This is a genomic window from Streptomyces sp. NPDC103540, from assembly GCF_055584445.1.
This window is the reverse complement of record NZ_JBVJMA010000007.1, coordinates 271,519-297,219: the sequence shown is the minus strand read 5'-3', so window position 1 is coordinate 297,219 and position 25,701 is coordinate 271,519. Positions and strand designations below refer to the sequence as shown.

The 25,701-nt window shown below is 69.9% G+C and carries 20 protein-coding genes; 14 read left to right on the top strand and 6 right to left on the bottom strand.

Going from position 1 to position 25,701, the window contains the following annotated elements:
- Positions 1 to 27 precede the first annotated feature (27 nt).
- Both ACZ6ZI_RS19265 and ACZ6ZI_RS19260 read right to left on the bottom strand, forming a co-directional pair.
- On the bottom strand, positions 28 to 810 hold the full coding sequence (locus ACZ6ZI_RS19265) for an MIP/aquaporin family protein (protein ID WP_469522131.1): 783 nt from the start codon (positions 808 to 810) through the stop codon (positions 28 to 30).
- A 324-nt stretch (positions 811 to 1,134) separates the two neighbouring features.
- On the bottom strand, positions 1,135 to 1,902 hold the full coding sequence (locus ACZ6ZI_RS19260; protein ID WP_363056505.1) for an IclR family transcriptional regulator: 768 nt from the start codon (positions 1,900 to 1,902) through the stop codon (positions 1,135 to 1,137).
- Between the two features lie 252 nt (positions 1,903 to 2,154).
- On the opposite strand from ACZ6ZI_RS19260, the gene metH reads away from it, so the two are divergent.
- The 4 genes from metH to ACZ6ZI_RS19240 all read left to right on the top strand — a co-directional run bounded on the left by metH (position 2,155) and on the right by ACZ6ZI_RS19240 (position 10,230).
- Positions 2,155 to 5,667 carry a methionine synthase gene (gene metH / locus ACZ6ZI_RS19255; RefSeq protein ID WP_469522128.1) on the top strand — a complete coding sequence of 1,171 codons (3,513 nt, stop codon included), beginning with the start codon at positions 2,155 to 2,157 and terminating at the stop codon, positions 5,665 to 5,667.
- Between the two features lie 113 nt (positions 5,668 to 5,780).
- Positions 5,781 to 6,482 (top strand): HAD family hydrolase, encoded by a 702-nt coding sequence (locus tag ACZ6ZI_RS19250; RefSeq protein ID WP_469522126.1) that lies wholly within the window; start codon positions 5,781 to 5,783, stop codon positions 6,480 to 6,482.
- A 479-nt stretch (positions 6,483 to 6,961) separates the two neighbouring features.
- On the top strand, positions 6,962 to 8,566 hold the full coding sequence (locus ACZ6ZI_RS19245) for an ABC transporter substrate-binding protein (RefSeq protein WP_469522124.1): 1,605 nt from the start codon (positions 6,962 to 6,964) through the stop codon (positions 8,564 to 8,566).
- Positions 8,567 to 8,646: 80 nt separating this feature from the next.
- On the top strand, positions 8,647 to 10,230 hold the full coding sequence (locus ACZ6ZI_RS19240; protein WP_363056497.1) for an ABC transporter substrate-binding protein: 1,584 nt from the start codon (positions 8,647 to 8,649) through the stop codon (positions 10,228 to 10,230).
- A 96-nt stretch (positions 10,231 to 10,326) separates the two neighbouring features.
- Here the strand turns inward: ACZ6ZI_RS19240 and ACZ6ZI_RS19235 are convergent, their stop codons facing one another.
- Both ACZ6ZI_RS19235 and ACZ6ZI_RS19230 read right to left on the bottom strand, forming a co-directional pair.
- Positions 10,327 to 10,998 (bottom strand): response regulator transcription factor, encoded by a 672-nt coding sequence (locus ACZ6ZI_RS19235; RefSeq protein WP_363056495.1) that lies wholly within the window; start codon positions 10,996 to 10,998, stop codon positions 10,327 to 10,329.
- Positions 10,999 to 11,061: 63 nt separating this feature from the next.
- The gene (locus ACZ6ZI_RS19230; RefSeq protein ID WP_363056736.1) at positions 11,062 to 11,850 is read right to left on the bottom strand and encodes a RecB family exonuclease; all 789 of its coding nucleotides are present in this window, start codon (positions 11,848 to 11,850) and stop codon (positions 11,062 to 11,064) included.
- On the opposite strand from ACZ6ZI_RS19230, the gene ACZ6ZI_RS19225 reads away from it, so the two are divergent.
- The 3 genes from ACZ6ZI_RS19225 (at position 11,849) to ACZ6ZI_RS19215 (ending at position 15,173) form a co-directional block, all read left to right on the top strand.
- Entirely contained in the window at positions 11,849 to 13,417 is a 1,569-nt protein-coding gene (locus ACZ6ZI_RS19225; RefSeq protein WP_469522118.1) for a site-2 protease family protein, read from the top strand. The two genes, ACZ6ZI_RS19230 and ACZ6ZI_RS19225, sit on opposite strands and share 2 nt — an antisense overlap.
- Before the next feature lie 18 nt (positions 13,418 to 13,435).
- Complete coding sequence (locus ACZ6ZI_RS19220; RefSeq protein WP_073920425.1) at positions 13,436 to 14,332, top strand: tRNA (adenine-N1)-methyltransferase; 897 nt, start codon at positions 13,436 to 13,438, stop codon at positions 14,330 to 14,332.
- Positions 14,333 to 14,561: 229 nt separating this feature from the next.
- Positions 14,562 to 15,173, top strand: a complete 612-nt coding sequence (locus tag ACZ6ZI_RS19215; RefSeq protein WP_469522116.1) for a hypothetical protein — start codon at positions 14,562 to 14,564, stop codon at positions 15,171 to 15,173.
- A 4-nt stretch (positions 15,174 to 15,177) separates the two neighbouring features.
- On the opposite strand, the gene ACZ6ZI_RS19210 is transcribed toward ACZ6ZI_RS19215, so the two are convergent.
- A complete protein-coding gene (locus ACZ6ZI_RS19210) occupies positions 15,178 to 15,498 on the bottom strand; it encodes a ferredoxin (RefSeq protein WP_363061139.1) in 321 nt (106 codons plus the stop codon).
- 264 nt (positions 15,499 to 15,762) lie between these two features.
- Here ACZ6ZI_RS19210 and arc point away from each other — a divergent pair, with 264 nt between their 5' ends.
- From arc to prcA, 5 genes are all read left to right on the top strand, one after another.
- A complete protein-coding gene (gene arc, locus ACZ6ZI_RS19205; protein WP_365176652.1) occupies positions 15,763 to 17,529 on the top strand; it encodes a proteasome ATPase in 1,767 nt (588 codons plus the stop codon).
- Positions 17,530 to 17,801: 272 nt separating this feature from the next.
- On the top strand, positions 17,802 to 19,313 hold the full coding sequence (dop, locus tag ACZ6ZI_RS19200) for a depupylase/deamidase Dop (RefSeq protein WP_363061135.1): 1,512 nt from the start codon (positions 17,802 to 17,804) through the stop codon (positions 19,311 to 19,313).
- A gap of 199 nt (positions 19,314 to 19,512) precedes the next feature.
- Complete coding sequence (locus tag ACZ6ZI_RS19195) at positions 19,513 to 19,725, top strand: ubiquitin-like protein Pup (protein ID WP_042803062.1); 213 nt, start codon at positions 19,513 to 19,515, stop codon at positions 19,723 to 19,725.
- 243 nt (positions 19,726 to 19,968) lie between these two features.
- Positions 19,969 to 20,808 (top strand): proteasome subunit beta, encoded by an 840-nt coding sequence (gene prcB, locus ACZ6ZI_RS19190; RefSeq protein ID WP_469522109.1) that lies wholly within the window; start codon positions 19,969 to 19,971, stop codon positions 20,806 to 20,808.
- A gap of 40 nt (positions 20,809 to 20,848) precedes the next feature.
- A complete protein-coding gene (gene prcA / locus ACZ6ZI_RS19185) occupies positions 20,849 to 21,613 on the top strand; it encodes a proteasome subunit alpha (protein ID WP_363061133.1) in 765 nt (254 codons plus the stop codon).
- 94 nt (positions 21,614 to 21,707) lie between these two features.
- Here prcA and ACZ6ZI_RS19180 read toward each other — a convergent pair whose 3' ends face one another.
- A complete protein-coding gene (locus ACZ6ZI_RS19180; protein ID WP_469522106.1) occupies positions 21,708 to 22,706 on the bottom strand; it encodes a LacI family DNA-binding transcriptional regulator in 999 nt (332 codons plus the stop codon).
- Positions 22,707 to 22,841: 135 nt separating this feature from the next.
- Between ACZ6ZI_RS19180 and ACZ6ZI_RS19175 the strand changes: the two genes are divergently transcribed.
- Both ACZ6ZI_RS19175 and pafA read left to right on the top strand, forming a co-directional pair.
- The gene (locus ACZ6ZI_RS19175; RefSeq protein ID WP_469522103.1) at positions 22,842 to 24,107 is read left to right on the top strand and encodes an MFS transporter; all 1,266 of its coding nucleotides are present in this window, start codon (positions 22,842 to 22,844) and stop codon (positions 24,105 to 24,107) included.
- A 134-nt stretch (positions 24,108 to 24,241) separates the two neighbouring features.
- Positions 24,242 to 25,603 (top strand): Pup--protein ligase, encoded by a 1,362-nt coding sequence (pafA, locus tag ACZ6ZI_RS19170; protein ID WP_363061127.1) that lies wholly within the window; start codon positions 24,242 to 24,244, stop codon positions 25,601 to 25,603.
- Positions 25,604 to 25,701 lie beyond the last annotated feature (98 nt).

The window sequence follows — 25,701 nt, the reverse complement described above, 5'->3', positions numbered from 1 at the left end:
GGATCTTACGAGCGCTGCAGATGCTGATCAGGCGAACGCGATGTTGTACAGACCACCGGCGACGGCGGCACCGACGAGCGGGCCGACGACGGGGATCCAGGAGTACCCCCAGTCCGAGCCGCCCTTGTTGGGCAGCGGGAGCAGGGCGTGGACGATGCGGGGACCGAGGTCGCGGACCGGGTTGATGGCGTAGCCGGTCGGACCGCCGAGCGAGAGGCCGATGCCGACGACCACGAAGGAGGTGATCAGGACGCCGATGACGCCGAGGCCCTTGCCGTCGTCCTGGAGGCCCTGGGTGAGGATCGCCAGGACCAGGACGAAGGTGCCGATGATCTCCGTCGCCAGGTTCTGGACGACGTTGCGGATCTCGGGGCCGGTCGAGAAGATGCCGAGCACCGGGCCGGCGACGTCGTGCGGGTGCGGGTCCTCGGGGCCGAGCTTGGCGTCCTTGATGTTCTCCGGGTCCGCCAGGTGCACGCGGAACTGGCCGTAGTACGTGATCCACATCAGGACCGCGCCGAGCATGGCGCCGAGGAGCTGGCCCGCGAAGTAGACGGGGACGTCACCCCACTCGCCGGTCTTGACGGCGATGCCGACGGTGACCGCCGGGTTGAGGTGCGCGCCGGACAGCGGCGCGGAGACGTAGGCGGCGATCAGGACCGCGAAGCCCCACCCGAAGGTGATCGAGAGCCAACCCGCGCCGCGGGCCTTGGAGCTCTTGAGCGTGAGGGCGGCGCACACGCCGCCGCCGAGCAGTGTGAGCAGGGCGGTACCGATGGTCTCGCCGATGAAGATGTCGGAGCTGGACACCCGCGACTCCTTTGTCTTACGTCCAGGGGTGGGCGGACACCGGGTCCCTCCGGTGGTCCACGCACTCGGTGAGTGCTGCACCGGTCCTTGGCCTCGCCATACCCTAACGCGTATTGCCGGTAGGTGTTCGACAATGCCGACCGATGAACGGCAGTTTTCCGCCTGAGTGAAGAACGCGTCAAGGGCTGACCAGGTCAAAGAACCGGATCGTTACCCCGCAGTACGATCGCCCAAATCAAGCCAACGATCGATCGCTAAAAGACAAAATCCACCCAAATGGCGCCCGCAGGCGCCATCGGGTGGATCGAAACCTTCAGGTCAAGCTCAGAACCGGCCCGCGCCGAGGTCGCGCGAAACCGACCGCGCGCAGTCGCGCACGGAGGCCACCAGGGCCGCCCGCGGCTCACCGGACTCCCCGCAGACCCGCTCCACCGCCCCCGCGACCGCCACGGCCCCCACCGGCATCCGGCGACGGTCGTGGATCGGCGCCGCGACCGAGGCGATGCCCTCCCAGGTCTCCTCGACGTCGGCGGCCCAGCCGCGCGCCCGCGTCAGGTCCAGGACCTCCTCGAAGCCCACCGCGTCCGTGACCGTACGGGGCGTGAACGCCTCCCGGTCGAGCTCCATGACCTCGGAGTGCGCCACCGGGTCGTAGGCCGACAGCACCTTGCCCAGTGCCGTGGAGTGCAGCGGCTGCATGGCCCCCACCTCCAGCACTTGACGGCTGTCGTCCGGGCGGAACACGTGGTGCATGATCAGCACCCCGCTCTTGTGCAGTACCCCCACGTACACGCTCTCCCCGCTCGCCCGGGCCAGGTCGTCCGTCCAGACCAGCGCCCGGGCGCGCAGCTCGTGCACGTCCAGGTAGCTGTTGCCCAGGCGCAGCAGCTCCGCGCCCAGCTGGTAGCGGCCCGAGGCCGGGTCCTGTTCCACGAAGCCCTCGGCCTGTAGCGTGCGCAGGATCCCGTGCGCCGTGCCCTTGGCCAGGCCCAACGAGGACGCCACGTCCGACAGGCCCAGCCGGCGCTCCCCGCCCGCCAGGAGTCGCAGCATCGCAGCGGCTCGTTCGAGCGACTGGATGTTCCGTGCCATCGCGCAGCCTCCTGCTGACGTAGTTCGACAATGCTGAACAGTATCGGTCGATGCCGACCTTGTGCATGCTTGGGCGGTCACCCGGTGCGGCGCACCCACCCTCCCGTGCGCAGCCCCCGCCGCACAGAATGCAGTCCGTTCCGTGGGACGCCCTCACCGGGTGGGGCCCGGCACGGTTACCCTGACCGCGTGCACCCCTGACACAGGCAGGAGTGCAAAGCCGACAGCCGTCGCACTCCAGGGAGCCCCACCATGGCCTCGTTGCCGAACCCGTCCGCCGACACCCAGACCCGGGCCGACGCCCTCCGAGAGGCACTCGCGACCCGCGTGGTCGTCGCCGACGGGGCCATGGGGACGATGCTCCAGGCACAGGACCCCAGCATGGAGGACTTCCAGCAGCTCGAAGGCTGCAACGAGGTCCTCAACGTCACCCGCCCCGACATCGTGCGCTCCGTCCACGAGGCGTACTTCGCCGTCGGAGTGGACTGCGTGGAGACCAACACCTTCGGCGCGAACTTCTCCGCGCTCGGCGAGTACGACATTCCCGAACGCAACTTCGAGCTGTCCGAGGCCGGTGCCCGCATCGCCCGCGAGGTCGCCGACGAGTTCACCGCCTCCACCGGCCGGCAGCGCTGGGTCCTGGGCTCCATCGGCCCCGGCACCAAGCTGCCCACCCTCGGTCACATCACCTACGACCGGATCCGCGACGCCTACCAGACCAACGCCGAAGGCCTGATCTCCGGCGGCGCCGACGCGCTGCTCGTCGAGACCACCCAGGACCTCCTGCAGACCAAGTCCTCCATCATCGGCGCCCACCGCGCCATGGCGGCCCTCGGCGTCAAGGTCCCGCTGATCTGCTCCGTCACCGTCGAGACCACCGGCACCATGCTGCTCGGCTCCGAGATCGGCGCGGCCCTCACCGCGCTGGAGCCCCTCGGCATCGACATGATCGGCCTGAACTGCGCCACCGGCCCCGCCGAGATGAGCGAGCACCTGCGCTACCTCGCGCGCCACTCCCGCATCCCGATCTCCTGCATGCCCAACGCCGGTCTGCCCGTCCTGACCAAGGACGGCGCGCACTACCCGCTGACCGCGCCCGAGATGGCCGACGCCCAGGAGACCTTCGTCCGCGAGTACGGGCTCTCCCTCGTCGGCGGCTGCTGCGGCTCCACCCCCGAGCACCTGCGCCAGGTCGTCGAGCGGGTCCAGGGCCTCGCCCTCGCCCCGCGCGACCCCCGGCCCGAGCCCGGCGCCGCTTCCCTGTACCAGACCGTGCCGTTCCGGCAGGACACCTCGTACATGGCCATCGGCGAGCGGACGAACGCCAACGGTTCGAAGAAGTTCCGCGAGGCCATGCTGGAGGCCCGCTGGGACGACTGCGTGGAGATGGCCCGCGACCAGATCCGCGAGGGCGCGCACATGCTCGACCTGTGCGTCGACTACGTCGGCCGCGACGGCGTCGCCGACATGCGCGAGCTCGCCGGCCGCTTCGCGACCGCCTCCACCCTGCCCATCGTCCTGGACTCCACCGAGGTGCCCGTCCTCCAGGCCGGCCTGGAGATGCTGGGCGGCCGCGCCGTCATCAACTCCGTCAACTACGAGGACGGCGACGGCCCCGACTCCCGCTTCGCCAAGGTCACCCGACTGGCCCGCGAGCACGGCGCCGCGCTGATCGCCCTGACCATCGACGAGGAGGGCCAGGCCCGCACCGTCGAACACAAGGTGGCCATCGCCGAGCGCCTCATCGAGGACCTCACCACCAACTGGGGCATCCGCGAGTCGGACATCCTCATCGACACCCTGACCTTCACCATCTGCACCGGTCAGGAGGAGTCCCGCGGCGACGGCATCGCCACCATCGAGTCGATCCGCGAACTCAAGCGCCGCCACCCCGACGTGCAGACCACCCTCGGCCTGTCCAACATCTCCTTCGGGCTCAACCCGGCCGCCCGCGTCCTGCTCAACTCCGTCTTCCTCGACGAGTGCGTCAAGGCCGGGCTGGACTCCGCGATCGTCCACGCCTCCAAGATCCTTCCGATCGCCCGGTTCGACGACGAACAGGTCACCACCGCCCTCGACCTCATCTACGACCGCCGCGAGGGCGACTACGACCCCCTCCAGAAGCTGATGGCCCTCTTCGAGGGTGTCAACACCAAGTCCCTCAAGGCCGGCCGCGCCGAGGAACTGCTCGCCCTGCCCCTGGAGGAGCGCCTGCGGCGGCGGATCATCGACGGCGAGAAGAACGGCCTGGAGGCCGACCTCGACGAGGCCCTCCGCGAACGCCCCGCCCTGGAGATCGTCAACGACACCCTCCTGGAGGGCATGAAGGTCGTCGGCGAGCTGTTCGGCTCCGGCCAGATGCAGCTCCCCTTCGTCCTCCAGTCCGCCGAGGTCATGAAGACGGCCGTCGCCCACCTCGAACCCCACATGGAGAAGAGCGACGACGAGGGCAAGGGCACCATCGTCCTCGCCACCGTCCGCGGCGACGTCCACGACATCGGCAAGAACCTCGTCGACATCATCCTCACCAACAACGGCTACAACGTCGTCAACATCGGCATCAAGCAGCCGGTCTCCGCGATCCTCGAAGCCGCGCAGGAACACAAGGCCGACGTCATCGGCATGTCCGGGCTCCTCGTCAAGTCGACCGTGATCATGAAGGAGAACCTGGAGGAGCTCAACCAGCGCAAGCTGGCCGCGGACTACCCCGTCATCCTCGGCGGCGCCGCCCTCACCCGCGCCTACGTGGAACAGGACCTCCACGAGATCTACGAGGGCGAGGTCCGCTACGCCCGCGACGCCTTCGAGGGTCTGCGCCTGATGGACGCCCTCATCGCCGTCAAGCGCGGCGTCCCCGGCGCCACCCTGCCCGAGCTCAAGCAGCGCCGCGTGCCCAAGCGCGACACGCCCGCCCTCCAGGTGGAGGAGCCCGAGGAGCCCGGCGCCCGCTCGGACGTCGCCGTCGACAACCCCGTGCCCACCCCGCCGTTCTGGGGCACCCGCGTGGTCAAGGGCATCCCGCTCAAGGACTACGCCTCCTGGCTGGACGAGGGCGCCCTCTTCAAGGGCCAGTGGGGGCTCAAGCAGGCCCGCGCCGGCGGGGCCACGTACGAGGAGCTCGTCGAGAGCGAGGGCCGACCGCGCCTGCGCGGCCTGCTGGACAAGCTGCACACCGAGAACCTGCTGGAGGCGGCCGTCGTCTACGGCTACTTCCCCTGCGTCTCCAAGGGCGAGGACCTGATCATCCTCGACGAGCAGGGCAACGAGCGGACCCGCTTCACCTTCCCGCGCCAGCGCCGCGGCCGCCGCCTGTGCCTCGCCGACTTCTTCCGCCCGGAGGAGTCCGGCGAGACCGACGTCATCGGCCTCCAGGTCGTCACCGTCGGTTCGAGGATCGGCGAGGCCACCGCCAAGCTGTTCGAGTCCGACTCCTACCGCGAGTACCTGGAGCTGCACGGCCTGTCCGTCCAGCTCGCCGAGGCCATGGCCGAGTACTGGCACGCCCGGGTCCGCGCCGAGCTCGGATTCGGCGGCGAGGACCCCGCCTCCGTCGAGGACATGTTCGACCTCAAGTACCGCGGCGCCCGCTTCTCGCTGGGCTACGGGGCCTGCCCCGACCTGGAGGACCGCGCGAAGATCGCCGACCTCCTGCGCCCGGAGCGGATCGGCGTCCACCTCTCGGAGGAGTTCCAGCTCCACCCCGAGCAGTCCACCGACGCTCTGGTCATCCACCACCCCGAAGCGAAGTATTTCAACGCACGCTGACGCGTAGCGGCGTACACTGGTCGGTCCCATACAGGCCGGTCACCTGTTCCCCGGAGGGATGCCCCCCGCGGGTCGAGGTGACCGGCCTCGTCGTCCCCCAGAGAGGCGTACGCATGACCAGCACCGTCCCCGCCCCCGTCGCCCGCACGGCCGACGGTCACGCCCTGCAGGCGGTGCTCCTCGACATGGACGGCACCCTCGTCGACACCGAGGGGTTCTGGTGGGAGATCGAGGCGGAGATCTTCCAGGAGCTCGGCCACACCCTCGACGAGGCCTGGCGCGACGTCGTCGTCGGCGGCCCCATGAGCCGCAGCGCCGGCTTCCTCATCGAGGCCACCGGCGCCGACATCGGCCTCGCCGAACTCAGCGTCCTGCTCAACGAGCGCTTCGAGGCCCGCATCGCCGGCCAGGTCCCCCTGATGCCCGGCGCCGAACGACTGCTGAGCGAGCTCGCCCGGCACAACGTGCCCACGGCCCTCGTCTCCGCCTCCCACCGCCGCGTCATCGACCAGGTGCTGCTCACCCTCGGTCGCGACCGCTTCAGCCTCACCGTCGCCGGCGACGAGGTCCCCCGTACCAAGCCCCACCCCGACCCCTACCTCCTCGCCGCCCGGGCCCTCGGCGCGCACCCCTCGCGCTGCGCCGTCATCGAGGACACCGCCACCGGCGTCGCCGCCGCCGAGGCCGCGGGTTGCCGGGTCGTCGCCATTCCCTCCGTCGGCCGCATCGAACCGGCGCCCGGCCGCACCGTGGTCCGCTCCCTGGAGGACGTGGACCTGCCGTTCCTGCGCTCCCTCATCACTCCCCTGAACTGAGCGCGCACGCTGCGTACCGAACGGAAAAGGGGCGGGCCCCAGGTATCGCGGGAGGATCTTCCGCGCCCGGCACCGGAGGCCGAAATTCCATCCTCCCCAAGGGGGTGAAACCGGGTGACCTTGGTCACCCGTGAACCCCTCCGAGGGGCCGCCCCGCACCCCCAGGGCCTTCCCATGTGTCCGGATTGATCATCTCCTGACCCCATCTGCGAAGACACCCGTATGAGCGGTCAGTCCGCGCCCATCACCGTCCGATTACGCCCCAACTCCTGACGGTTCCAGCCATCCCGTCCCGGGCCACTAATGTCGACGCGGGCACTACGCACGCACCTCTGCCGTACCGGACACACACCCCTGTGCCGGCACCGCGTGGACCGATCGTCAAACACCGGCCCGATCGTTCCGCCCTGAACGGGCGACGCCGCGAAGTGCCCTCTACGCCGCTTTGAACAAGTGCCGGGTGAGGGAGTACGTCCAGCATGAACCGCAAGACCATGGTGCTGACGGCCGCGATCGGCCTGCTCACCCCCGCGCTGTCCGCCTGCGGCAGCGCGAGCGGCGGAGGAGCAGCGTCCGGAGCGATCGTCGTCGGCACCACCGACCGGTTCGAAGCCGCCGACTACGCCCCCGCCCCGTTCGACCCCGCCTACGCCTACGACGCCGGCGCCTGGAACGTACTGCGCCAGACCGTCCAGACCCTGATGCACACCCCGCGCGGCGGCGGCCAGCCCGTGCCCGAAGCGGCCTCCGACTGCCGCTTCACCGACACCGGCAACGAGAGCTACCGCTGCACCCTGCGCCCGGGCCTGAAGTTCGCGAGCGGCGACCCGCTCACCGCCAAGGACGTCAAGTTCTCCATCGACCGCGTCCTCGCGATCAAGGACGAGAACGGCCCCTCCTCGCTGCTCTCCACCCTCGACACCGTCGAGACCAAGGGCACCGACACCGTCGTCTTCCACCTGAAGACCGCCGACGCCACCTTCCCGTACAAGCTCTCGACCCCGGCCGCCGGCATCGTCAGCGAGAAGAACTACGAGGCCAGGAAGCTGCGCCCCGGCTTCGCCGTCGACGGCTCCGGCCCCTACACGATGAAGGCCGAGGTCAAGGACAACCACCTCGTCCGCGCCGTCTTCACCAAGAACCCGAACTACAAGGGCGACATCAAGGTCCAGAACGACAAGGTCGAGCTGCGCTCCTTCAACGACTCCGCCGCCATGGGCAAGGCCCTCGCCGACGGCGCCGTCCACATGGTCTCGCGCACCCTGTCGCCCGCCCAGATCACCGAGTTCTCCGCCAAGCCCCCCAAGGGCGTCAAGCTCGTCCCCCTGCCCGGCCTGGAGATCCGCTACCTCGGCTTCAACACCGACGCCCCCGTCGTCAAGGACAAGGCCGTACGCCAGGCCCTCGCCGCCGCCGTCGACCGCAACAACGTCATCTCCAAGGTCTACGGCAAGTCCGCGCAGCCCCTGTACTCACTGGTCCCCACCGCCGTCGGCGGCCACGTCAACTCCTTCTACAACCGCTACGGCGAGGCCAACACCGCCAAGGCCGCGAGCATCCTGAAGGAAGCCGGGATCAAGACCCCCGTCAAGCTGACCCTGAACTACACCACGGACCACTACGGCGACGGCACCGCCGCCGAGTTCGAGGCCCTCAAGACCCAGCTCAACTCCACCCAGCTCTTCGACATCACCGTCCAGGGCAAGGAGTGGAGCGACTTCCGTCCCGCGCAGAAGAAGGGCGACTACGCCGCCTACGGGCTCGGCTGGTTCCCCGACTACCCGGACGCCGACAACTTCCTCGCTCCCTTCCTGGAGCAGGACAACTTCCTGGGCACGCCGTACGCCAACAACGCGGTGCGCACCAGGCTCATCCCCGAGGCCCGGCGCGCGGCCGACCGTACGGTCACCTCGCCCGCGATCACGGAGATGCAGGACATCGTCGCCGAGGACGTACCCGTCCTGCCCCTGTGGCAGGGCAAGCAGTACGTCGCCGCACGCGACGGGATCACCGGGGTGGAGTGGTCGGTCAACGCCATCTCCGACCTCCAGCTGTGGGAACTCGGCCGAGGTGTCAGCGGCTGAGACCGGCAGTACCGGCAGCATCCGGCGGCGGACGTCGCAGGCCGGCGCAACGACCAGACAAGACTGTGAAGGACTTTCGCGTGAAGAGACGTAACCAGTGGTTGGCGGCCCCGCTCGGCGCGGCCACTGCGGCCGCGCTGCTCAGCGGTTGCGGTTCGACCGACGGTGCCAACGCCGGCAGCGGCAAGGGCGTGGTCATGGGCATATCCGACAAGGTGAAGTCCGTGGACCCGGCCTCCGGCTACGACCCGGGCTCCTGGCTCCTCTTCAACAACGTCTTCCAGTCGCTGCTCAGCTTCCCCAAGGGCGGCACCAGCCCGGAGCCCGACGCCGCGCAGACCTGCAACTTCGAGGGCGGCGACAGCAAGCAGTTCAAGTGCGTGCTGCGCCCCAACCTGAAGTTCAGCAACGGCCACAGCCTCACCTCGAAGGACGTCAAGTTCTCCTTCGAGCGCACGCTGAAGATCAACGACGCCAACGGCCCCGCCGTCATGCTCTCGTCGATCGCCGGCATCGACACCCCCGACGAGAAGACCGTCGTCTTCCGCCTGAAGACCTCCGACGCGACCTTCCCCAGCAAGATCGCCTCGGGTGCGGGCTCCATCGTCGACCACGCCGAATACCCGGCCGACAAGCTCCGCACCGACGGCAAGGCCGTCGGCTCCGGCGTCTACAAGCTCGACTCGATCAACGACAAGAGCGCGAGCTTCTCCGTCAACGAGTCCTACACCGGCAAGGCCAAGGCCAAGAACACCGGCGTCACGCTCAAGTTCTTCAACGGCGACCAGGCCGCCCTGAAGAACACCCTCCAGAGCGGCGACGTCGACTTCGCCTTCCGCGGTCTCGCCGCCAAGGACATCGCCGCCCTCTCCGCCACCAAGACCGGCGACCAGAAGATCGACGTCGTCGAGGGCACCGGCGCCGAGGTCGAGCACATGGTCTTCAACGTCAACGACCCCGTCGTCGGCAAGCTCCCCGTGCGCAAGGCCATCGCCTACCTCGTGGACCGCGAAGCCCTCGTCAAGGACGTCTACGCCGGCACCGCCGCCCCGCTCTACTCCATCGTCCCGGCGGGCATCGCGGGCCACACCACCCCGTTCTTCGACCGCTACGGCGGCAGCCCGAACGTGGAGAAGGCCAAGGCCGTCCTCAAGGCCGCCAACATCACCGGCAAGATCAAGCTGACCCTGTGGTCCACGCCGTCCCGCTACGGCCCCTCCACGGACCAGCAGTTCCAGGTGATCGCCAAGCAGCTCAACGACAGCGGCCTCTTCGAGGCCGACATGAAGTCCGTCGAGTACGAGCAGTACGAGAAGGACATCGAGGCCGGCAAGTACGGCGTCTACGTGAAGGGCTGGGTCCCGGACTACCCGGACGCCGACAACTTCACGCAGCCGTTCTTCGGCCCGGACAACGTCCTGCACAACAACTACGACAACAAGGAGATCAGCGGGACCATCATCCCCTCGACCTCCGCGAAGTCGGACCGCACCTCGGCCAACATGGACTACAACCGGCTCCAGGACATCGTCGCCGACGAGCTGCCGATCCTCCCGCTCTGGCAGGGCAAGCAGTACGCCGTCACCCGCCAGAACGTCACCGGCCTCCAGTGGTCCCTGGACGCCTCCACGGTCTTCCGCTTCTGGGAGATCAGCAAGGGCTAGGCCCTCCGGATCCCGCGGAAACCACTCGCCCGTACGGCCCCCCCTCGGAGGGCGTACGGGCGGTGGTGTCCCCGGGGCCGCCCGGGCCCGCGGGCCCTACAGCGCGCCCGGGCGGACCAGGCCGCTCTCGTACGCGTACACCGCCGCCTGCACCCGGTCCCGCAGGCCCAGCTTTGTCAGCACGTGCCCGACGTGCGTCTTCACCGTCGTCTCGCTGACGAACAGGTCCGCCGCGATCTCCGCGTTCGACAGACCCCGCGCCACCAGCTTCAACACCTCGACCTCGCGCTCGGTCAGCGTCCCCAGCGTGTCCGGGACCCGCTCCTCGCCCGACGGCAGGTGCACCGCGTACTTGTCCAACAGCCGCCGCGTGATGCTCGGCGCGAGCATCGCCTCACCGCCCGCGACCACCCGGATCGCCTGCACCAACTCGTTCGCCGGGGCGTCCTTCAACAGGAATCCGCTCGCCCCCGCCCGCAACGCCTCCACCACGTACTCGTCCAGGTCGAAGGTGGTCAGCACCAGCACCTTCGCCGGCCCGTCCCGCTCCGGGCCCGTGATCCGACGCGTCGCCTCCACCCCGTCCATCCGCGGCATCCGGATGTCCATCAGCACCACGTCGGGCTGAAGCGCCCGCACCTGGTCCAGCGCCTGCAGACCGTCCCCGGCCTCACCCACCACCACCAGCTCCGGCTCGGCCTCCAGGATCATCCGGAAACCGGTGCGCAGCAGTGGCTGGTCGTCGACCAGCAGGACGCGGATCGCCACGGGGTACCTCGTATTCGTCGGACGACTTCGGCGGACCCGCCCCATTCTGCCCTGACCCGAAGATCACGACCCAGCCGGGAGATCCCCCCGGCCGACCACCGTCAACGGGTACACCGGGGGAGTGCCGCCGAACTCGGGACACACCGCCTGGTGATCGCACCAGCCGCACAGCTTCGTCGGACGAGGACGCCAGTCACCCGTCTCCGTCGCCTCCCGGATCGCCTCCCACAGCGCGTGCAGCTTGCGCTCCACCCGCTCCAGATCCGCCGGCACCGGGTCGTACGTCAGCACGTCCCCGCTGCCCAGGTACACCAGCTGGAGGCGCCGCGGCACGACCCCCTTCAGCCGCCACACCACCAGCGCGTAGAACTTCATCTGGAACAGGGCGCCCTCCGCGTACTGCGGCCTCGGCGCCTTGCCCGTCTTGTAGTCGACGATCCGCACCTCACCCGTCGGCGCCACGTCCACCCGGTCGATGATCCCGCGCAGCCGCAGCCCCGACTCCAGCTCCGTCTCCACGAAGAACTCCCGCTCCACCGGCTCCAGCCGCGTCGGGTCCTCCAACGTGAACCACCGGTCCACCAGCGCCTCGGCCTCCGAAAGCCACCGCGCCAGCCCCTCGCCCCCGTCGTCCGCCGGGAACAGCTCCGCCAGCTCCGGCTTCGACTCCAGCAACCGGTCCCACTGCGCCGGGATCAACGCCTTCGCCCGCGGCGCCGTCCGCTCCACCGCCGGATGATCGAAGAGACGCTCCAGCACCGCGTGCACCAGCGTCCCGCGCGTCGCCGCCGTACTGGGCTTCTCCGGCAACCGGTCGATCACCCGGAACCGGTACAGCAACGGGCACTGCATGAAATCGCCGGCCCGCGAAGGGGACAGCGACGTCGGCCGGGCGGCACCCGGGGCCACACCGGCGCCGGCCTCGGCGGGCGCGACGTCGGCCGCGACCGCGGGTACGTCGGCGGAAGCGCCGGCGGAGGTGTCATCGCCCCGCGCACCGGGCACGGGACCGGGGATCGTCGTCATGCGCGAAACCCTACGGCCCCACGCCGACAGCACGCGCATACCATCGACTGCGGGGACCCTCGCCCTGCATGATCGGAGCATCACACCGCGCGACCACCCCCCGCCGCGACACCACCCCGGCACCAGGCACCACACTGGAGACAGACCCCCCGCCGGACCCCACCCCCGGGGGACCCCCGAACGAAGGAAACCTGTGGCAGACACCGACGAAACCGGCGCGCGCCGCACCAAGCGCTCCGATCCGGGCGGCGGCATCCTCATGGGCCGCCCCTTCGGCGTACCCGTCTACGTCTCGCCCAGCTGGTTCCTCGTCGCCGCCCTCATCACCTGGGTCTTCGGCGACCAGCTCGACCGCGTCCTGCCCGACCTCGGACCCGCCCGTTACCTCGTCTCGCTCTTCTTCGCCGTCGCCTTCTACGCCTCCGTGCTCGTCCACGAGCTCGCGCACACCATCGCCGCGCTCCGCTTCAAGCTGCCCGTGCGCCGCATCCAGCTCCAGTTCTTCGGCGGAGTCTCCGAGATCGAGAAGGAGTCCGAGACCCCCGGCCGCGAATTCGTCCTCGCCTTCGTCGGCCCCCTGCTCTCCCTCGCCCTCGCCGGCGTCTTCCACCTCGGCATGAAGGTCGTCGACCCCGCCACCGTCCCCGGCGTCCTCCTCGCCGGGCTGATGATCTCCAACCTCCTCGTCGCCGCCTTCAACCTCCTGCCCGGCCTCCCCCTCGACGGCGGACGCATGCTCCGCGCCGTCATCTGGGGCATCACCGGCAAACCCATGGCCGGCACCATCGCCGCCGCCTGGGTCGGCCGCGGCCTCGCCGTCGCCGTCCTCCTCGGCCTGCCGCTCCTCACCCACACCGGACTCCTCGGCAACCCCGCCCAGGAGATCGGCGGCATGAACACCGTCATGGACGCCCTCCTCGCCGCGATCCTCGCCGGCATCATCTGGACCGGCGCCGGCAACAGCCTGCGCCTGGCCCGCCTGCGCGAACACCTCCCCGAACTGCGCGCCCGCACCCTCACCCGCCGGGCCATCCCCGTCGAACACACCACGCCCCTCTCCGAGGCGCTCCGCCGCGCCAACGAGGCCGGAGCCCGCGCCCTCGTCGTCGTCGACGGCCTGGGCGACGCCACCGCCATCGTCCGCGAGAGCGCCATCGCCTCCGTCCCCGAACACCGACGCCCCTGGGTCGCCGTCAGCACCCTCGCCCAGGACCTCACCGACGGCATGAGGGTCTCCGCCGAACTCGCCGGCGAGGAACTCCTCGACCACCTGCGCGCCACCCCCGCCACCGAGTACCTCGTCCTCGAACCCGAAGGCCGCATCTACGGCGTCCTGTCCACCCTCGACGTCGAGAAGGCCTTCGTGAAGGCCATGGCACGCCCCCAGTCCTGAAGCCAATACACTGGTCACATGTCCGAACCGACCGGTGCCGCCCGCCGACGCGGGCCCTTCGAGGTCGGGGACCAGGTTCAGCTCACCGACCCCAAGGGCCGCCACTACACGTTCACGCTCGAAGCCGGGAAGAATTTCCACACCCACAAGGGTTCCTTCCCCCACGACGAGCTGATCGGCGCCCCCGAAGGAAGCGTTGTCCGTACCACGGGCAACGTCGCGTACCTCGCGCTGCGCCCCCTGCTCCCCGACTATGTCCTGTCCATGCCCCGCGGTGCCGCCGTGGTCTACCCCAAGGACGCCGGCCAGATCCTGGCCTTCGCCGACATCTTCCCCGGCGCCCGCGTCGTGGAGGCGGGCGTCGGCTCCGGCTCGCTCAGCAGCTTCCTGCTGCGCGCCATCGGCGACCAGGGCATGCTCCACAGCTACGAGCGCCGCGCGGACTTCGCCGAGATCGCCACGGCCAACGTCGAGCGCTACTTCGGCGGTCCCCACCCCGCGTGGACCCTCACCGTCGGCGACCTCCAGGACAACCTGTCCGACACCGACGTCGACCGCGTCATCCTCGACATGCTCGCCCCCTGGGAGTGCCTGGAGGCCGTCTCCAAGGCCCTGGTCCCCGGCGGCATCCTGTGCTGCTACGTGGCCACCACCACGCAGCTCTCGCGCACCGTCGAGTCCATCCGCGAATTCGGCTGCTACGCCGAACCGCAGCCGTGGGAATCGATGATCCGCAACTGGCACGTCGAGGGCCTCGCCGTCCGTCCGGACCACCGCATGATCGGCCACACCGGCTTCCTCGTCACCGCCCGCCGCCTCGCGGACGGCGTCGAGCCCCCCATGCGCCGCCGCCGCCCCTCCAAGGGCGCCTACGGCGAGGACTACGACGGCCCCGGCAGCGACCGCTCCGCCTGACCCCCGCACCACCGGACCCGCCACCGCGGATCCGGGCACGGCCCAACACCAAGGCGCTGTGCCGCAGTTCCCCCGGCCCCGGGGGAACTGCGGCACAGCGCCTTTTCGTTGTCACGGGCAGGGGACCACGACACCCCGCCCCACCGGTCCGGACCCGGCCGTTCCCCCTCCGTGTGAGGTGTGGCACGATGCTGGCTCCCCGTCACCCCGCGCACAGGAGACCCCCCGCGTGCCGCACAGCCCCGCCGCGCCCGCACCCCACAGCCCGGCCCACGGGCACACCCGCCCCCGGCACTGGGTCGTCACCGCCGCGGCCCTGGCCGCCGTCGTGGCCGCCGCCGGGCTGCTCCAGGGAGCCCCGGCCGGCGGGGCGACCGCCGTGACCGCCACCGGACCCGCCTCGGGCTCCGGTCCGGACGCCCGGCAGGCCGACGCCCCCGACGCGCACGCGGTCGCGTACCCCCTCGACTGCAAGGGCGCCCCGCACACCGTCACGGACACCGCCCGGGGAGACCTCGACGGGGACGGCCGCCCCGAGACGGTCGCGGCCGTCCGCTGCGACGCCGGCTCCGGCACCCCGCCCCACGCGCTCTACGTACTCACCCACGCCCGGACGCCCGACGGCGCGCCCCGCGTCGTCGCCACGCTCCTCGACGCTGCGGCCCGCCGGACCGCCACCGATCTCACGGTCCGCGACGCGGCGATCACGGCCACCCTCCTCGGGTACTCCTCACCCGAGGTGCCGCGCTACGCACCCGACGTGAAACAGCTCGCCAAGTGGCGCTGGAGCGGCGGAAAATTCCGCCAGGAGCTTACGGACTCGACCGCCGGACGTGTTTGAGCCGTCACTCGGCGTCGGGACCGTACACCTCGACCCTGTCCGAAACCCGCCTCACGTGGATGCAGTCACCCGGACATTCCTTCGCCGAATCGACCACGTCCACCAGGAGCGTCAGCGGAACCGGAGTGGTCGCCCCCGGCTCCTGGAGCAGCTCGTCATCGGCGCTCTTCACGTACGCCAAACCGTCGATGTCCAGCTCGAACACCTCCGGGGCGTACTGCACGCAGATGCCGTCCCCGGTGCAGAGGTCCTGGTCGATCCAGACCTCCAGCGGCTCTCCGGACTCGCCGGCACCGCCCGCCGGGGCCTCCTGCTGCACGGTCATATCTCCTGCCGTTTCCTGCGCTCGGTGATCCGTCCCGGACACAACTCGCGGCAAGTCGCGCGAGCTCTGGCGGGTGTTGAACAGTTCGACCTTACAACCGGCTGCTTTCCGATGTTGAAGGGTGGGTATTTCCTTGGCGTGAGGGAGTACGCAAGGGTGAAGATCGGACACACCCCTACCGTCTTTGTGATCTAGGGGTTTCAATCACCACCAGCCCAGGTAGGGTCAGGAAGCGTCCAGCTCCCCTTGGAGGAGGTGAGGACCGTGGCAGCCCACGACGACGACATCAACCGCGGCATCCGGCCCGGGCGAGGGTCTGAGGACCCCGCCGGCCAGGTTGCCTATCTCGAGCAGGAAATCGCCGTCCTGCGACGCAAGCTCGCCGACTCTCCGCGACACACGAGGATTCTCGAAGAGCGGATCGTAGAGCTCCAGACGAATCTGGCAGGCGTCTCCGCGCAGAACGAACGACTGGCGAACACCCTCCGTGAAGCACGCGACCAGATCGTCGCGCTGAAGGAGGAGGTCGACCGGCTCGCGCAGCCGCCGGCCGGATTCGGTGTCTTCCTGCAGGCGAACGAGGACGGCACCGTCGACATCTTCACCGGAGGCCGCAAACTCCGCGTGAACGTCAGCCCCAGCGTCGACCCGGAAGACCTCCGGCGCGGCCAGGAGGTCATGCTCAACGAAGCGCTCAACGTGGTCGAGGCCATGGAATTCGAGCGGGCCGGGGACATCGTCACCCTCAAGGAGATCCTCGAGGACGGCGAGCGGGCCCTGGTGGTCGGGCACACCGACGAGGAAAGGGTGGTGAGGCTCGCCGAGCCGCTCCTGGACATCACCATCCGCCCCGGCGACGCCCTGCTGCTCGAACCGCGCTCCGGCTACGTCTACGAAGTGGTCCCCAAGAGCGAGGTCGAGGACCTCGTCCTCGAAGAGGTCCCGGACATCGACTACGACAAGATCGGCGGCCTGGGCGACCAGATCGAGCTGATCCGCGACGCCGTCGAGCTCCCCTACCTCTACCCGGACCTCTTCAAGGAGCACGAACTGCGGCCGCCGAAGGGCATCCTGCTCTACGGCCCGCCCGGATGCGGCAAGACGCTCATCGCCAAGGCCGTGGCCAACTCCCTTGCCAAGAAGGTCGCCGAGGTGACCGGACAGGCGGCCGGGAAGTCGTACTTCCTGAACATCAAGGGACCCGAGCTCCTCAACAAGTACGTCGGCGAGACCGAGCGGCACATCCGCCTCGTCTTCCAGCGTGCCCGCGAGAAGGCCAGTGAGGGCACCCCCGTCATCGTCTTCTTCGACGAGATGGAATCCCTCTTCCGCACCCGCGGATCCGGCGTCAGCTCGGACGTGGAGAACACCATCGTCCCGCAGCTCCTCGCCGAGATCGACGGCGTGGAGGGCCTGGAGAACGTCATCGTCATCGGCGCCTCCAACCGCGAGGACATGATCGACCCGGCCATCCTGCGCCCCGGCCGCCTCGACGTGAAGATCAAGATCGAGCGCCCGGACGCGGAGGCCGCGAAGGACATCTTCGCGAAGTACCTCAAGGCCACCCTGCCCCTGCACACGGACGACCTGTCCGAACACCAGGGCTCCACGGCCGGCACCGTGCACAGCATGATCCAGACCGTCGTCGAGCAGATGTACGCCGAAACCGAGGAGAACCGCTTCCTCGAGGTCACGTACGCCAACGGCGACAAGGAAGTCCTCTACTTCAAGGACTTCAACTCCGGAGCGATGATCCAGAACATCGTCGACCGGGCCAAGAAGATGGCCATCAAGGCCTTCCTCGAACACAACCAGAAGGGCCTTCGGGTCTCCCACCTCCTCCAGGCGTGCGTGGACGAGTTCAAGGAGAACGAGGACCTGCCCAACACCACCAACCCGGACGACTGGGCCCGCATCTCCGGCAAGAAGGGCGAGCGGATCGTATTCATCCGCACGCTCGTCACCGGAAAGCAGGGAGCGGACACCGGACGTTCCATCGACACGGTGGCGAATACCGGTCAGTACCTCTGACGAGGCCGGGCGGCTGCGGATGCCCACACCGGGCACCCGCAGCCGCTTGCTTTACCGCCCCCGACCACCGCGAAACCGCCCCGCGCTTTTCGGCCGGACGGCGGTCCAAGGCAATGACTGAAATGATCTCCCCACCAGCGCGGAGTGGTTCTAGGCTCTTGCGTACCGCCGGTCGCGCAGCGCGGGGACGGGCACCGCACACGACGCACCGGAGCACCAGCGGTACTTGAGCGCCGCCCCGAACGGGAGCGCCGCCGGGCAAGGAGGGCCGCATGACCGTACGGCGAGTAATGGGAATCGAGACGGAGTACGGGATCTCCGTCCCGGGACACCCGAACGCCAATGCCATGCTCACCTCGTCCCAGATCGTCAACGCCTACGCGGCGGCGATGCACCGGGCGCGACGCGCCCGCTGGGACTTCGAGGAGGAGAATCCGCTGCGGGACGCCCGCGGCTTCGACCTCGCCCGCGAGGCCGCCGACAGCAGTCAGCTCACCGACGAGGACATCGGCCTCGCCAACGTCATCCTGACCAACGGAGCCCGGCTCTACGTCGACCACGCCCACCCCGAGTACAGCTCGCCGGAGATCACCAACCCGCTGGACGCCGTCCTCTGGGACAAGGCCGGCGAACGGATCATGGCCGAGGCCGCCGAACGGGCCGCCCAGCTGCCCGGGGCCCAGCCGATCCACCTCTACAAGAACAACACCGACAACAAGGGCGCCTCCTACGGCACGCACGAGAACTACCTGATGAAGCGGGAGACCCCCTTCTCGGACATCGTGCGCCACCTGACGCCCTTCTTCGTCTCCCGCCAGGTCGTCACCGGCGCCGGCCGCGTCGGCATCGGCCAGGACGGCCGCGAGCACGGCTTCCAGATCAGCCAGCGCGCCGACTACTTCGAGGTCGAGGTCGGTCTGGAGACCACCCTCAAGCGCCCCATCATCAACACCCGCGACGAGCCCCACTCCGACGCCGAGAAGTACCGGCGCCTCCACGTGATCATCGGAGACGCCAACCTCTCCGAGATCTCGACCTACCTCAAGCTGGGCACCACCGCGCTCGTCCTGTCGATGATCGAGGACGGGTTCATCAACGTCGACCTCGCCGTCGACCAGCCGGTGCGCACCCTGCACCAGGTCTCCCACGACCCCGACCTCCAGCACCTGATCACGCTGCGCAGCGGGCGCACCCTGACCGCCGTACAACTCCAGATGGAGTACTTCGAGCTGGCCAGGAAGTACGTCGACGAGCGTTTCGGCGCCGACGCGGACGAGCAGACCAAGGACGTGCTGTCCCGCTGGGAGGACGTGCTCGGCCGGCTGGAGACCGACCCGATGAGCCTGTCGGGAGAGCTCGACTGGATCGCGAAGCGGGAGATCCTGGAGGGCTACCGGAGGCGGGACGGGCTGGAGTGGGACGCGGCCCGGCTGCACCTCGTGGACCTGCAGTACTCCGACGTACGGCCCGAGAAGGGGCTGTACAACCGTCTGGTGGCCCGCGGGAAGATGCGCAGGCTCCTGGAGGAGTCGGCGGTCGAGCGGGCCGAGAGCAAGCCCCCGGAGGACACCCGGGCGTACTTCCGGGGCCGCTGCCTGGAGCAGTACGCGGACGACGTGGCCGCGGCCTCCTGGGACTCGGTGATCTTCGACCTGCCGGGCCGCGACTCGCTCCAGCGGGTCCCGACGCTGGAGCCGCTGCGGGGCACCCGCAACCACGTCAAGGAGCTCCTGGACCGCTGTCGCACGGCCGAGGACCTGGTGCGGGTGCTTTCGGGACAGTGAGCGCCGCCTTCGGGGCCTGAAAGGGCCCCGGCCCGGGAATCATGAGGAGGACCGGACTTCGCACCGGTCGTTTTTGAACAACTGCGGGGACGAATGTCGGGCCCTCCTTGTAGGGTCCGAAGTAGGGTCTGATCTTGAGGGATCCCGAATCCCGGGGTCCTTCCACGTGAGCGTGCGAACCGAGCGGGGTGAGGTAGACATGGCGACCAAGGACACCGGCGGCGGACAGCAGAAGGCGACGCGCTCGACCGAAGAGGTCGAGGAGCAGGCCGCCGAGGCGCAGTCCGACCTCAAGGAGCGGCAGGAGAAGCTCTCGGACGACGTCGACTCGGTTCTCGACGAAATCGATGACGTACTCGAGGAGAACGCCGAGGACTTCGTGCGCTCCTTCGTGCAAAAGGGTGGCCAGTAAGGCCATACGGCCTTCGGATCGAAGGTCCGGCTTCATCTCGAAGCGGGTTTCCGGCGGACCGCAACCGCCGGGACGGGCCCCGGCCCGATGTCGTGATCGCGTCGCGGCGTACGACGACGAGCGTCGCCGTACGCCGTCGGGCGAGCCCTGTGGGTCACGGTCGTCGGGCGGTAGGGTCCGGGGCGTAGTTCAAGATCGGCAGGACGTCATCCGGCGTGCAGCCGCTTACGTGGAAGGAAACCTGTGGAACCCAACACTCGTGGCACAGGGCGTCTACCGGCAGCCTTCCTGACGCCGGGATCGTCGTCCTTCATGGACTTCCTGGGCGCGCACGCGCCCGAGATGCTGCCCGGCAACCGCAGGCTGCCGGACGGGATCGTCGAGGCGCCGCACGGGACGACCATCGTCGCCGCGACCTTCCCCGGCGGCGTCGTGCTCGCCGGTGACCGGCGCGCGACCATGGGCAACATGATCGCGCAGCGGGACATCGAGAAGGTGTTCCCGGCCGACGAGTACTCCGCCGTCGGCATCGCGGGCACCGCCGGTCTGGCGGTGGAGATGGTGAAGCTGTTCCAGCTGGAGCTGGAGCACTTCGAGAAGGTGGAGGGGGCGACCCTTTCACTGGAGGGCAAGGCGAACCGCCTGTCGACCATGATCCGGAGCAATCTGGGGATGGCGATGCAGGGCCTGGCCGTGGTCCCGCTCTTCGCGGGCTACGACGAGGCCAAGGAGAAGGGCCGGATCTTCTCCTACGACGTGACCGGCGGCCGCTCCGAGGAGCACGGTTACGCCGCCACCGGTTCCGGCTCGATCTTCGCCCGGGGCTCGATGAAGAAGCTGTACCGCCCCGACCTGACGGAGGACCAGGCCACCACCCTCGTCGTGCAGGCGCTGTACGACGCGGCCGACGACGACTCGGCGACCGGTGGGCCGGACCTGTACCGCCACATCTACCCCATCGTCACCGTCATCACCGACGAGGGCTTCCGCAGGCTGGACGAGGACGAGTCGCAGGCGCTCGCCCGCAAGGTGACGGACCGTCGGCTCCAGGAGCCCGACGGACCGCGCGCCGCCCTGCTCTGACCACTCCTCTCGTCGCCCAGAAGAAAGGGACGGAAAGCCGGTGTCGACTCCGTTCTACGTTTCACCCCAACAGGCCATGGCCGACCGGGCGGAATACGCCCGGAAGGGCATCGCCCGAGGCCGCAGCCTCGTCGTGCTCCAGTACGCCGACGGCATCGTGTTCGTCGGCGAGAACCCGTCCCGCGCGCTGCACAAGTTCAGCGAGATCTACGACCGGATCGGCTTCGCGGCCGCCGGCAAGTACAACGAGTACGAGAACCTGCGGATCGGCGGCGTGCGCTACGCCGATCTGCGCGGATACACCTACGACCGTGACGACGTGACGGCCCGCGGTCTGGCCAACGTCTACGCGCAGACCCTCGGCACGATCTTCTCCTCGGCCGGCGAGAAGCCGTACGAGGTGGAGCTGGTCGTGGCGGAGGTCGGCGCGACGGCGGCCGGGGACCAGATCTACCGGCTCCCGCACGACGGGTCGATCGTGGACGAGCACGGTTCGGTCGCGGTCGGCGGCAACGCCGAGCAGATCAGCACCTACCTCGACCAGCGCCACCAGGACGGGATGACGCTGTCGGAGGCCCTGAAGCTGGCGGTGCAGGCGCTGTCCAGCCAGGCCAACGGGGCGGACAAGACGATCCCGGCGGAGCGGCTGGAGGTCGCGGTGCTGGACCGCACGCGCGCGCAGCAGCGCAAGTTCAAGCGGATCCGGGGTCGGCAGCTGTCGCGGCTGCTGGAGGCGGACGTGCCGGCGGCGGCGCAGGCCGATGCCGTCTCGAACGACGAGGTCCCGGAGGACGACGCGCAGTAGCCGCGCGTCCGCCCGTGTGTCGGGGGAGCCCCGGTCCGCCGTGTGCGGGCCGGGGCTCTCGCGTGCCCGTGGGCGGTCGGCGGGGGCCGGGGGCTCAGGGGGTCGGGGCGGGGCCGGTGGAGCCGCGGACGACGAGCTCGACGGGGAGGTCGGGGGCGGTCCAGGGGGAGCCGTCCAGGACGGTCAGGAGGGCCCTCATGCCCTGTTCGCCGACGTGTTCGGCGGGGAGGCGCACGGTGGTGAGCTCGGGTTCGACGGCGGTGGCGAGGGCCAGGTCGTCGATGCCGGTGACGGAGAGGTCCTCGGGGATGCGCAGGCCGAGGCGGCGGGCCGCCTTGCAGGCGCCGGCGGCGAGGATGTCGTCGTCGCAGACGACGGCGGTGGGGCGGGTCGCCGGGTCGGCGAGGGCGCTCTCCATGGCGGTGCGGGCGGCGTCGACGGTGAGGGCGGAGCGGACGGTGCGCAGCCGCGCGGTGGTGTCGAGGAGTTCGGCGAGGGCGCGGGCGCGGATGTGGAAGGTCCAGGTGTCGACGGCCGAGGCGAGGTGGAGGAAGTCGCGGTGGCCGAGGTCGAGGAGGTGGTGGGCGGTCTGGCGCACGCCGTCGGGCATGTCGAGGTTGACGTGGGCGGCGGGGCCGGGGGCGGCGGGGTCGCTGTCGAGCATGACGAGGGGGAGGTCGTCGCCGCCGATGGCGTCGAGGGCGGCGGCGGCCATGGAGGAGGCGATGACTCCGTCGAGGGCTGCGCGGGCTGAGGCGAAGGGGTCGCGGGCGGGGCCGGTGCCGTCGGGGGAGGGGTAGAGGACGACGCCGAAGCCGTGTTCCGCGGCGACGCGGGCAGCGCCGGTGTAGACGCGGGCGAAGAACTCGTTGGTGAGGGCGGGGACGACGAGGAGGGCGGTGCGGGTGCTGCCCAGGCGCAGGTTGCGGGCGGCGAGGTTGGGGCGGTAGCCGAGGTCGGCGGCGGCTTCGCGGACGAGGGCGGCGGTGCGTTCGGAGACGCGGCCGCGCCATTTGTCGCCGAGGACGAGGGAGACGGTGGCCTGGGAGACTCCGGCGGCGCCGGCGACGTCGCGGCTGGTGGGTCTCGTCACAGCGTGCTCCTGAAGTCCGAGGTGGGAGGGGGTGTGGCGGTCGGGCCGGGTGGACGGTGGGCTGTCGCCATGGTACGTATGACGGGTCACGTTATACGTATTACTCCGGCTGGTCCGGGCAGAAAGGGGCGGGACATGGCCGCGGGATACGCGGAGCTGCTCAGGACCCGGCACGCCGCGCGCTTGTTGGCGGGCACGCTGATCGGGCGGCTGCCGAACGGCACGGGCCCGGTGGCGATCGTGCTGTTCACCCGCGCGGAGGGCGGCTCCTACACCCTCGCGGGCGCGCTCGCGGCGGCGTACGGGCTGGCGAACGCGGTGGGTCAGCCGCTGCTGGGCCGGGCGGTGGACCTGTACGGGCAGCCGCGGGTGCAGCTGCCGTCCGCGGTGATCTCGGCGCTGGGCATGGTGTGGCTGGCGCTGGCGGGGACGGACTCGGTCGGCGTGGCCTACGCGGCCGTGCTGGTCGCGGGCCTGTTCACGCCTCCCCTGGAGGGCGGCCTGCGGGCGCTGTGGCCGAGCGTGCTGGGCGGGAAGCAGGAGCGGGTGCACGCCGCGTACGCGATGGACGCGGTGGCCCAGGAGATCATGTACACGGTCGGTCCGCTGCTGGTGACGCTCTTCGTGGCCCTGTGGTCGCCCGCGGTGGCCCTGCTCGCGCTGAACGCGCTCGGGGTGCTGGGCGCGCTGTCGGTGGTGGTGTCGGAGCCCTCGCGCACGTGGCGTTCCGCGCCGCGCGAGGCGCACTGGCTGGGCGCGCTGCGCTCGCGGGGTCTGCTGGCGCTGCTGGGCGCGTTCTTCTTCGTGGGCATGGCGCTGGGCTCGATCACGGTCGCCGGTGTGGCCTACGCGGACCGCAACGGCGGCCAGGCGGTGTACGGCTGGCTGATGGCGGCGCTGGGGCTGGGCGCGCTGCTGGGCGGCGTGACCTACGGCGCGCGGCAGTGGGCGGGCGCGCCGGAGCGGCGCCTGCGGGTGCTCGTGGGTCTGCTGGCGGTGTGTTACGTGCCGCTTGTGCTGACGGTGGGTCCGGTGGCGATGGTGCTGCTGGGCTCGTTGGCGGGCGTGTTCCTGGCTCCCTCGTTGGCGTGCGCCTTCATCGTGGTGGACCGGCACGCCCCGGTGGGGACGGTGACCGAGGCCTTCTCCTGGCTGGTGACCTTCTTCGGCGTGGGCGCGGCCATCGGTACGGCGGCGGCGGGCCCCGCGGTGGAACTGGGCGGGGTCCCGGCCGGTTTCGCGGTGGCGGTCGGCGCGGGCGTGGCGGCGTGGGCGGTCCTGATGGGGACTCAGCGGGCGCTGTCCGGCGGTGGGCGCGGCGTGGCCGTCGCGGGCGGTGCGGGGGCGCCGTCGGACGCGGCCGCGCAGGGCTCGAAGGCGGCCGTCGCGGAGGGTTCGTAGGGCTCGGCGCGGCGGGTCCGCGGGGGTCCGGGCGCGGGTCCGCGGGGGCCCGCGCGCGGCCGACGCGCGGAATCCGATCGGAACGCCTTCTCGAACCCGGTTTCAGAAGAGGGCAGAAGGCGTAATGTTCAGTCATGGACCGCCGCATTTTCGGGCTGGAGAACGAGTACGGCGTCACGTGCACGTTCAGGGGACAGCGCCGACTGTCTCCTGACGAAGTGGCGCGCTACCTCTTCCGCCGTGTCGTGTCATGGGGCCGCAGCAGCAATGTCTTCCTGCGGAACGGCGCCCGCCTGTACCTGGACGTGGGATCGCATCCGGAATACGCAACTCCCGAATGCGACAACCTGACCGAACTGGTCACCCACGACAAGGCCGGCGAGCGCATTCTCGAAGGCCTGCTGGTCGACGCCGAACGTCGCCTGCACGAGGAGGGAATCGCGGGCGACGTCTACCTGTTCAAGAACAACACCGACTCGGCGGGGAATTCGTACGGCTGCCACGAGAACTACCTCGTGGCGCGGCACGGTGAATTCTCCCGTCTGGCGGACATCCTGATCCCCTTCCTCGTCACGCGGCAGCTGATCTGCGGCGCGGGCAAGGTGCTCCAGACCCCCCGGGGCGCGGTCTACTGCGTCAGCCAGCGGGCCGAGCACATCTGGGAGGGCGTGAGCTCCGCGACGACCCGGTCGCGGCCGATCATCAACACGCGCGACGAGCCGCACGCGGACGCGGAGCGCTACCGGCGCCTCCACGTCATCGTGGGGGACTCGAACATGTCCGAGACCACGATGCTGCTGAAGGTCGGCGCCACCGACCTCGTGCTGCGCATGATCGAGGCGGGCACGGTGATGCGCGACCTGACGCTGGAGAACCCGATCCGGGCGATCCGGGAGGTCAGCCACGACATCACGGGGCAGCGCAAGGTGCGCCTGGCCAGCGGGCGCGAGGCGTCCGCGCTGGAGATCCAGCGGGAGTACTACGAGAAGGCCCTGGACTTCGCCGAGCGGCGGGGGATCCGTACCGGGGTCGTCGAGCAGGTGCTGGAGCTGTGGGGCCGCACCCTCGACGCGGTCGAGGCGGAGGACCTGGACCGGATCGGCACGGAGATCGACTGGGTGATGAAGTACCAGCTGATCGAGCGGTACCGGGCCAAGCACAACATGACGATGTCCAATCCGCGCGTCGCGCAGATAGACCTCGCCTACCACGACATCCACCGCCGGCGCGGGCTGTACTACCTGCTGGAGCGCAAGGGGCAGGCGGCGCGGATCTGCAACGACCTGAAGATCTTCGAGGGCAAGTCGGTGCCCCCGCAGACGACACGGGCCAGGCTGCGCGGTGACTTCATCCGGCGGGCGCAGGAGCAGCGGCGGGACTTCACCGTCGACTGGGTGCACCTGAAGCTGAACGACCAGGCGCAGCGCACGGTGCTGTGCAAGGACCCGTTCCGGTCGGTCGACGACCGGGTGGAGAAGTTGATCGCGGGCATGTAGCCGTGAACGTGCCCGCGGGCGCGTGACACGGTGTGGATCTCGGCCGGGGCCCCGTTCGTATCTCGTACGGGGCCCTTGTCACGCCTTAGAGTGGCGAG

Excerpts from the sequence above, each read along its gene's own strand:
- ACZ6ZI_RS19260 (WP_363056505.1), bottom strand. The coding sequence starts at position 1,902 with ATGGCACGGAACATCCAGTCGCTCGAACGAGCCGCTGCGATGCTGCGA.
- metH (WP_469522128.1), top strand. The coding sequence starts at position 2,155 with ATGGCCTCGTTGCCGAACCCGTCCGCCGACACCCAGACCCGGGCCGAC.
- ACZ6ZI_RS19250 (WP_469522126.1), top strand. The coding sequence starts at position 5,781 with ATGACCAGCACCGTCCCCGCCCCCGTCGCCCGCACGGCCGACGGTCAC.
- ACZ6ZI_RS19245 (WP_469522124.1), top strand. The coding sequence starts at position 6,962 with ATGAACCGCAAGACCATGGTGCTGACGGCCGCGATCGGCCTGCTCACC.
- ACZ6ZI_RS19225 (WP_469522118.1), top strand. The coding sequence starts at position 11,849 with ATGAAATCGCCGGCCCGCGAAGGGGACAGCGACGTCGGCCGGGCGGCA.
- ACZ6ZI_RS19230 (WP_363056736.1), bottom strand. The coding sequence starts at position 11,850 with ATGCAGTGCCCGTTGCTGTACCGGTTCCGGGTGATCGACCGGTTGCCG.
- ACZ6ZI_RS19220 (WP_073920425.1), top strand. The coding sequence starts at position 13,436 with ATGTCCGAACCGACCGGTGCCGCCCGCCGACGCGGGCCCTTCGAGGTC.
- ACZ6ZI_RS19210 (WP_363061139.1), bottom strand. The coding sequence starts at position 15,498 with ATGACCGTGCAGCAGGAGGCCCCGGCGGGCGGTGCCGGCGAGTCCGGA.
- dop (WP_363061135.1), top strand. The coding sequence starts at position 17,802 with ATGACCGTACGGCGAGTAATGGGAATCGAGACGGAGTACGGGATCTCC.
- ACZ6ZI_RS19195 (WP_042803062.1), top strand. The coding sequence starts at position 19,513 with ATGGCGACCAAGGACACCGGCGGCGGACAGCAGAAGGCGACGCGCTCG.
- ACZ6ZI_RS19175 (WP_469522103.1), top strand. The coding sequence starts at position 22,842 with ATGGCCGCGGGATACGCGGAGCTGCTCAGGACCCGGCACGCCGCGCGC.
- pafA (WP_363061127.1), top strand. The coding sequence starts at position 24,242 with ATGGACCGCCGCATTTTCGGGCTGGAGAACGAGTACGGCGTCACGTGC.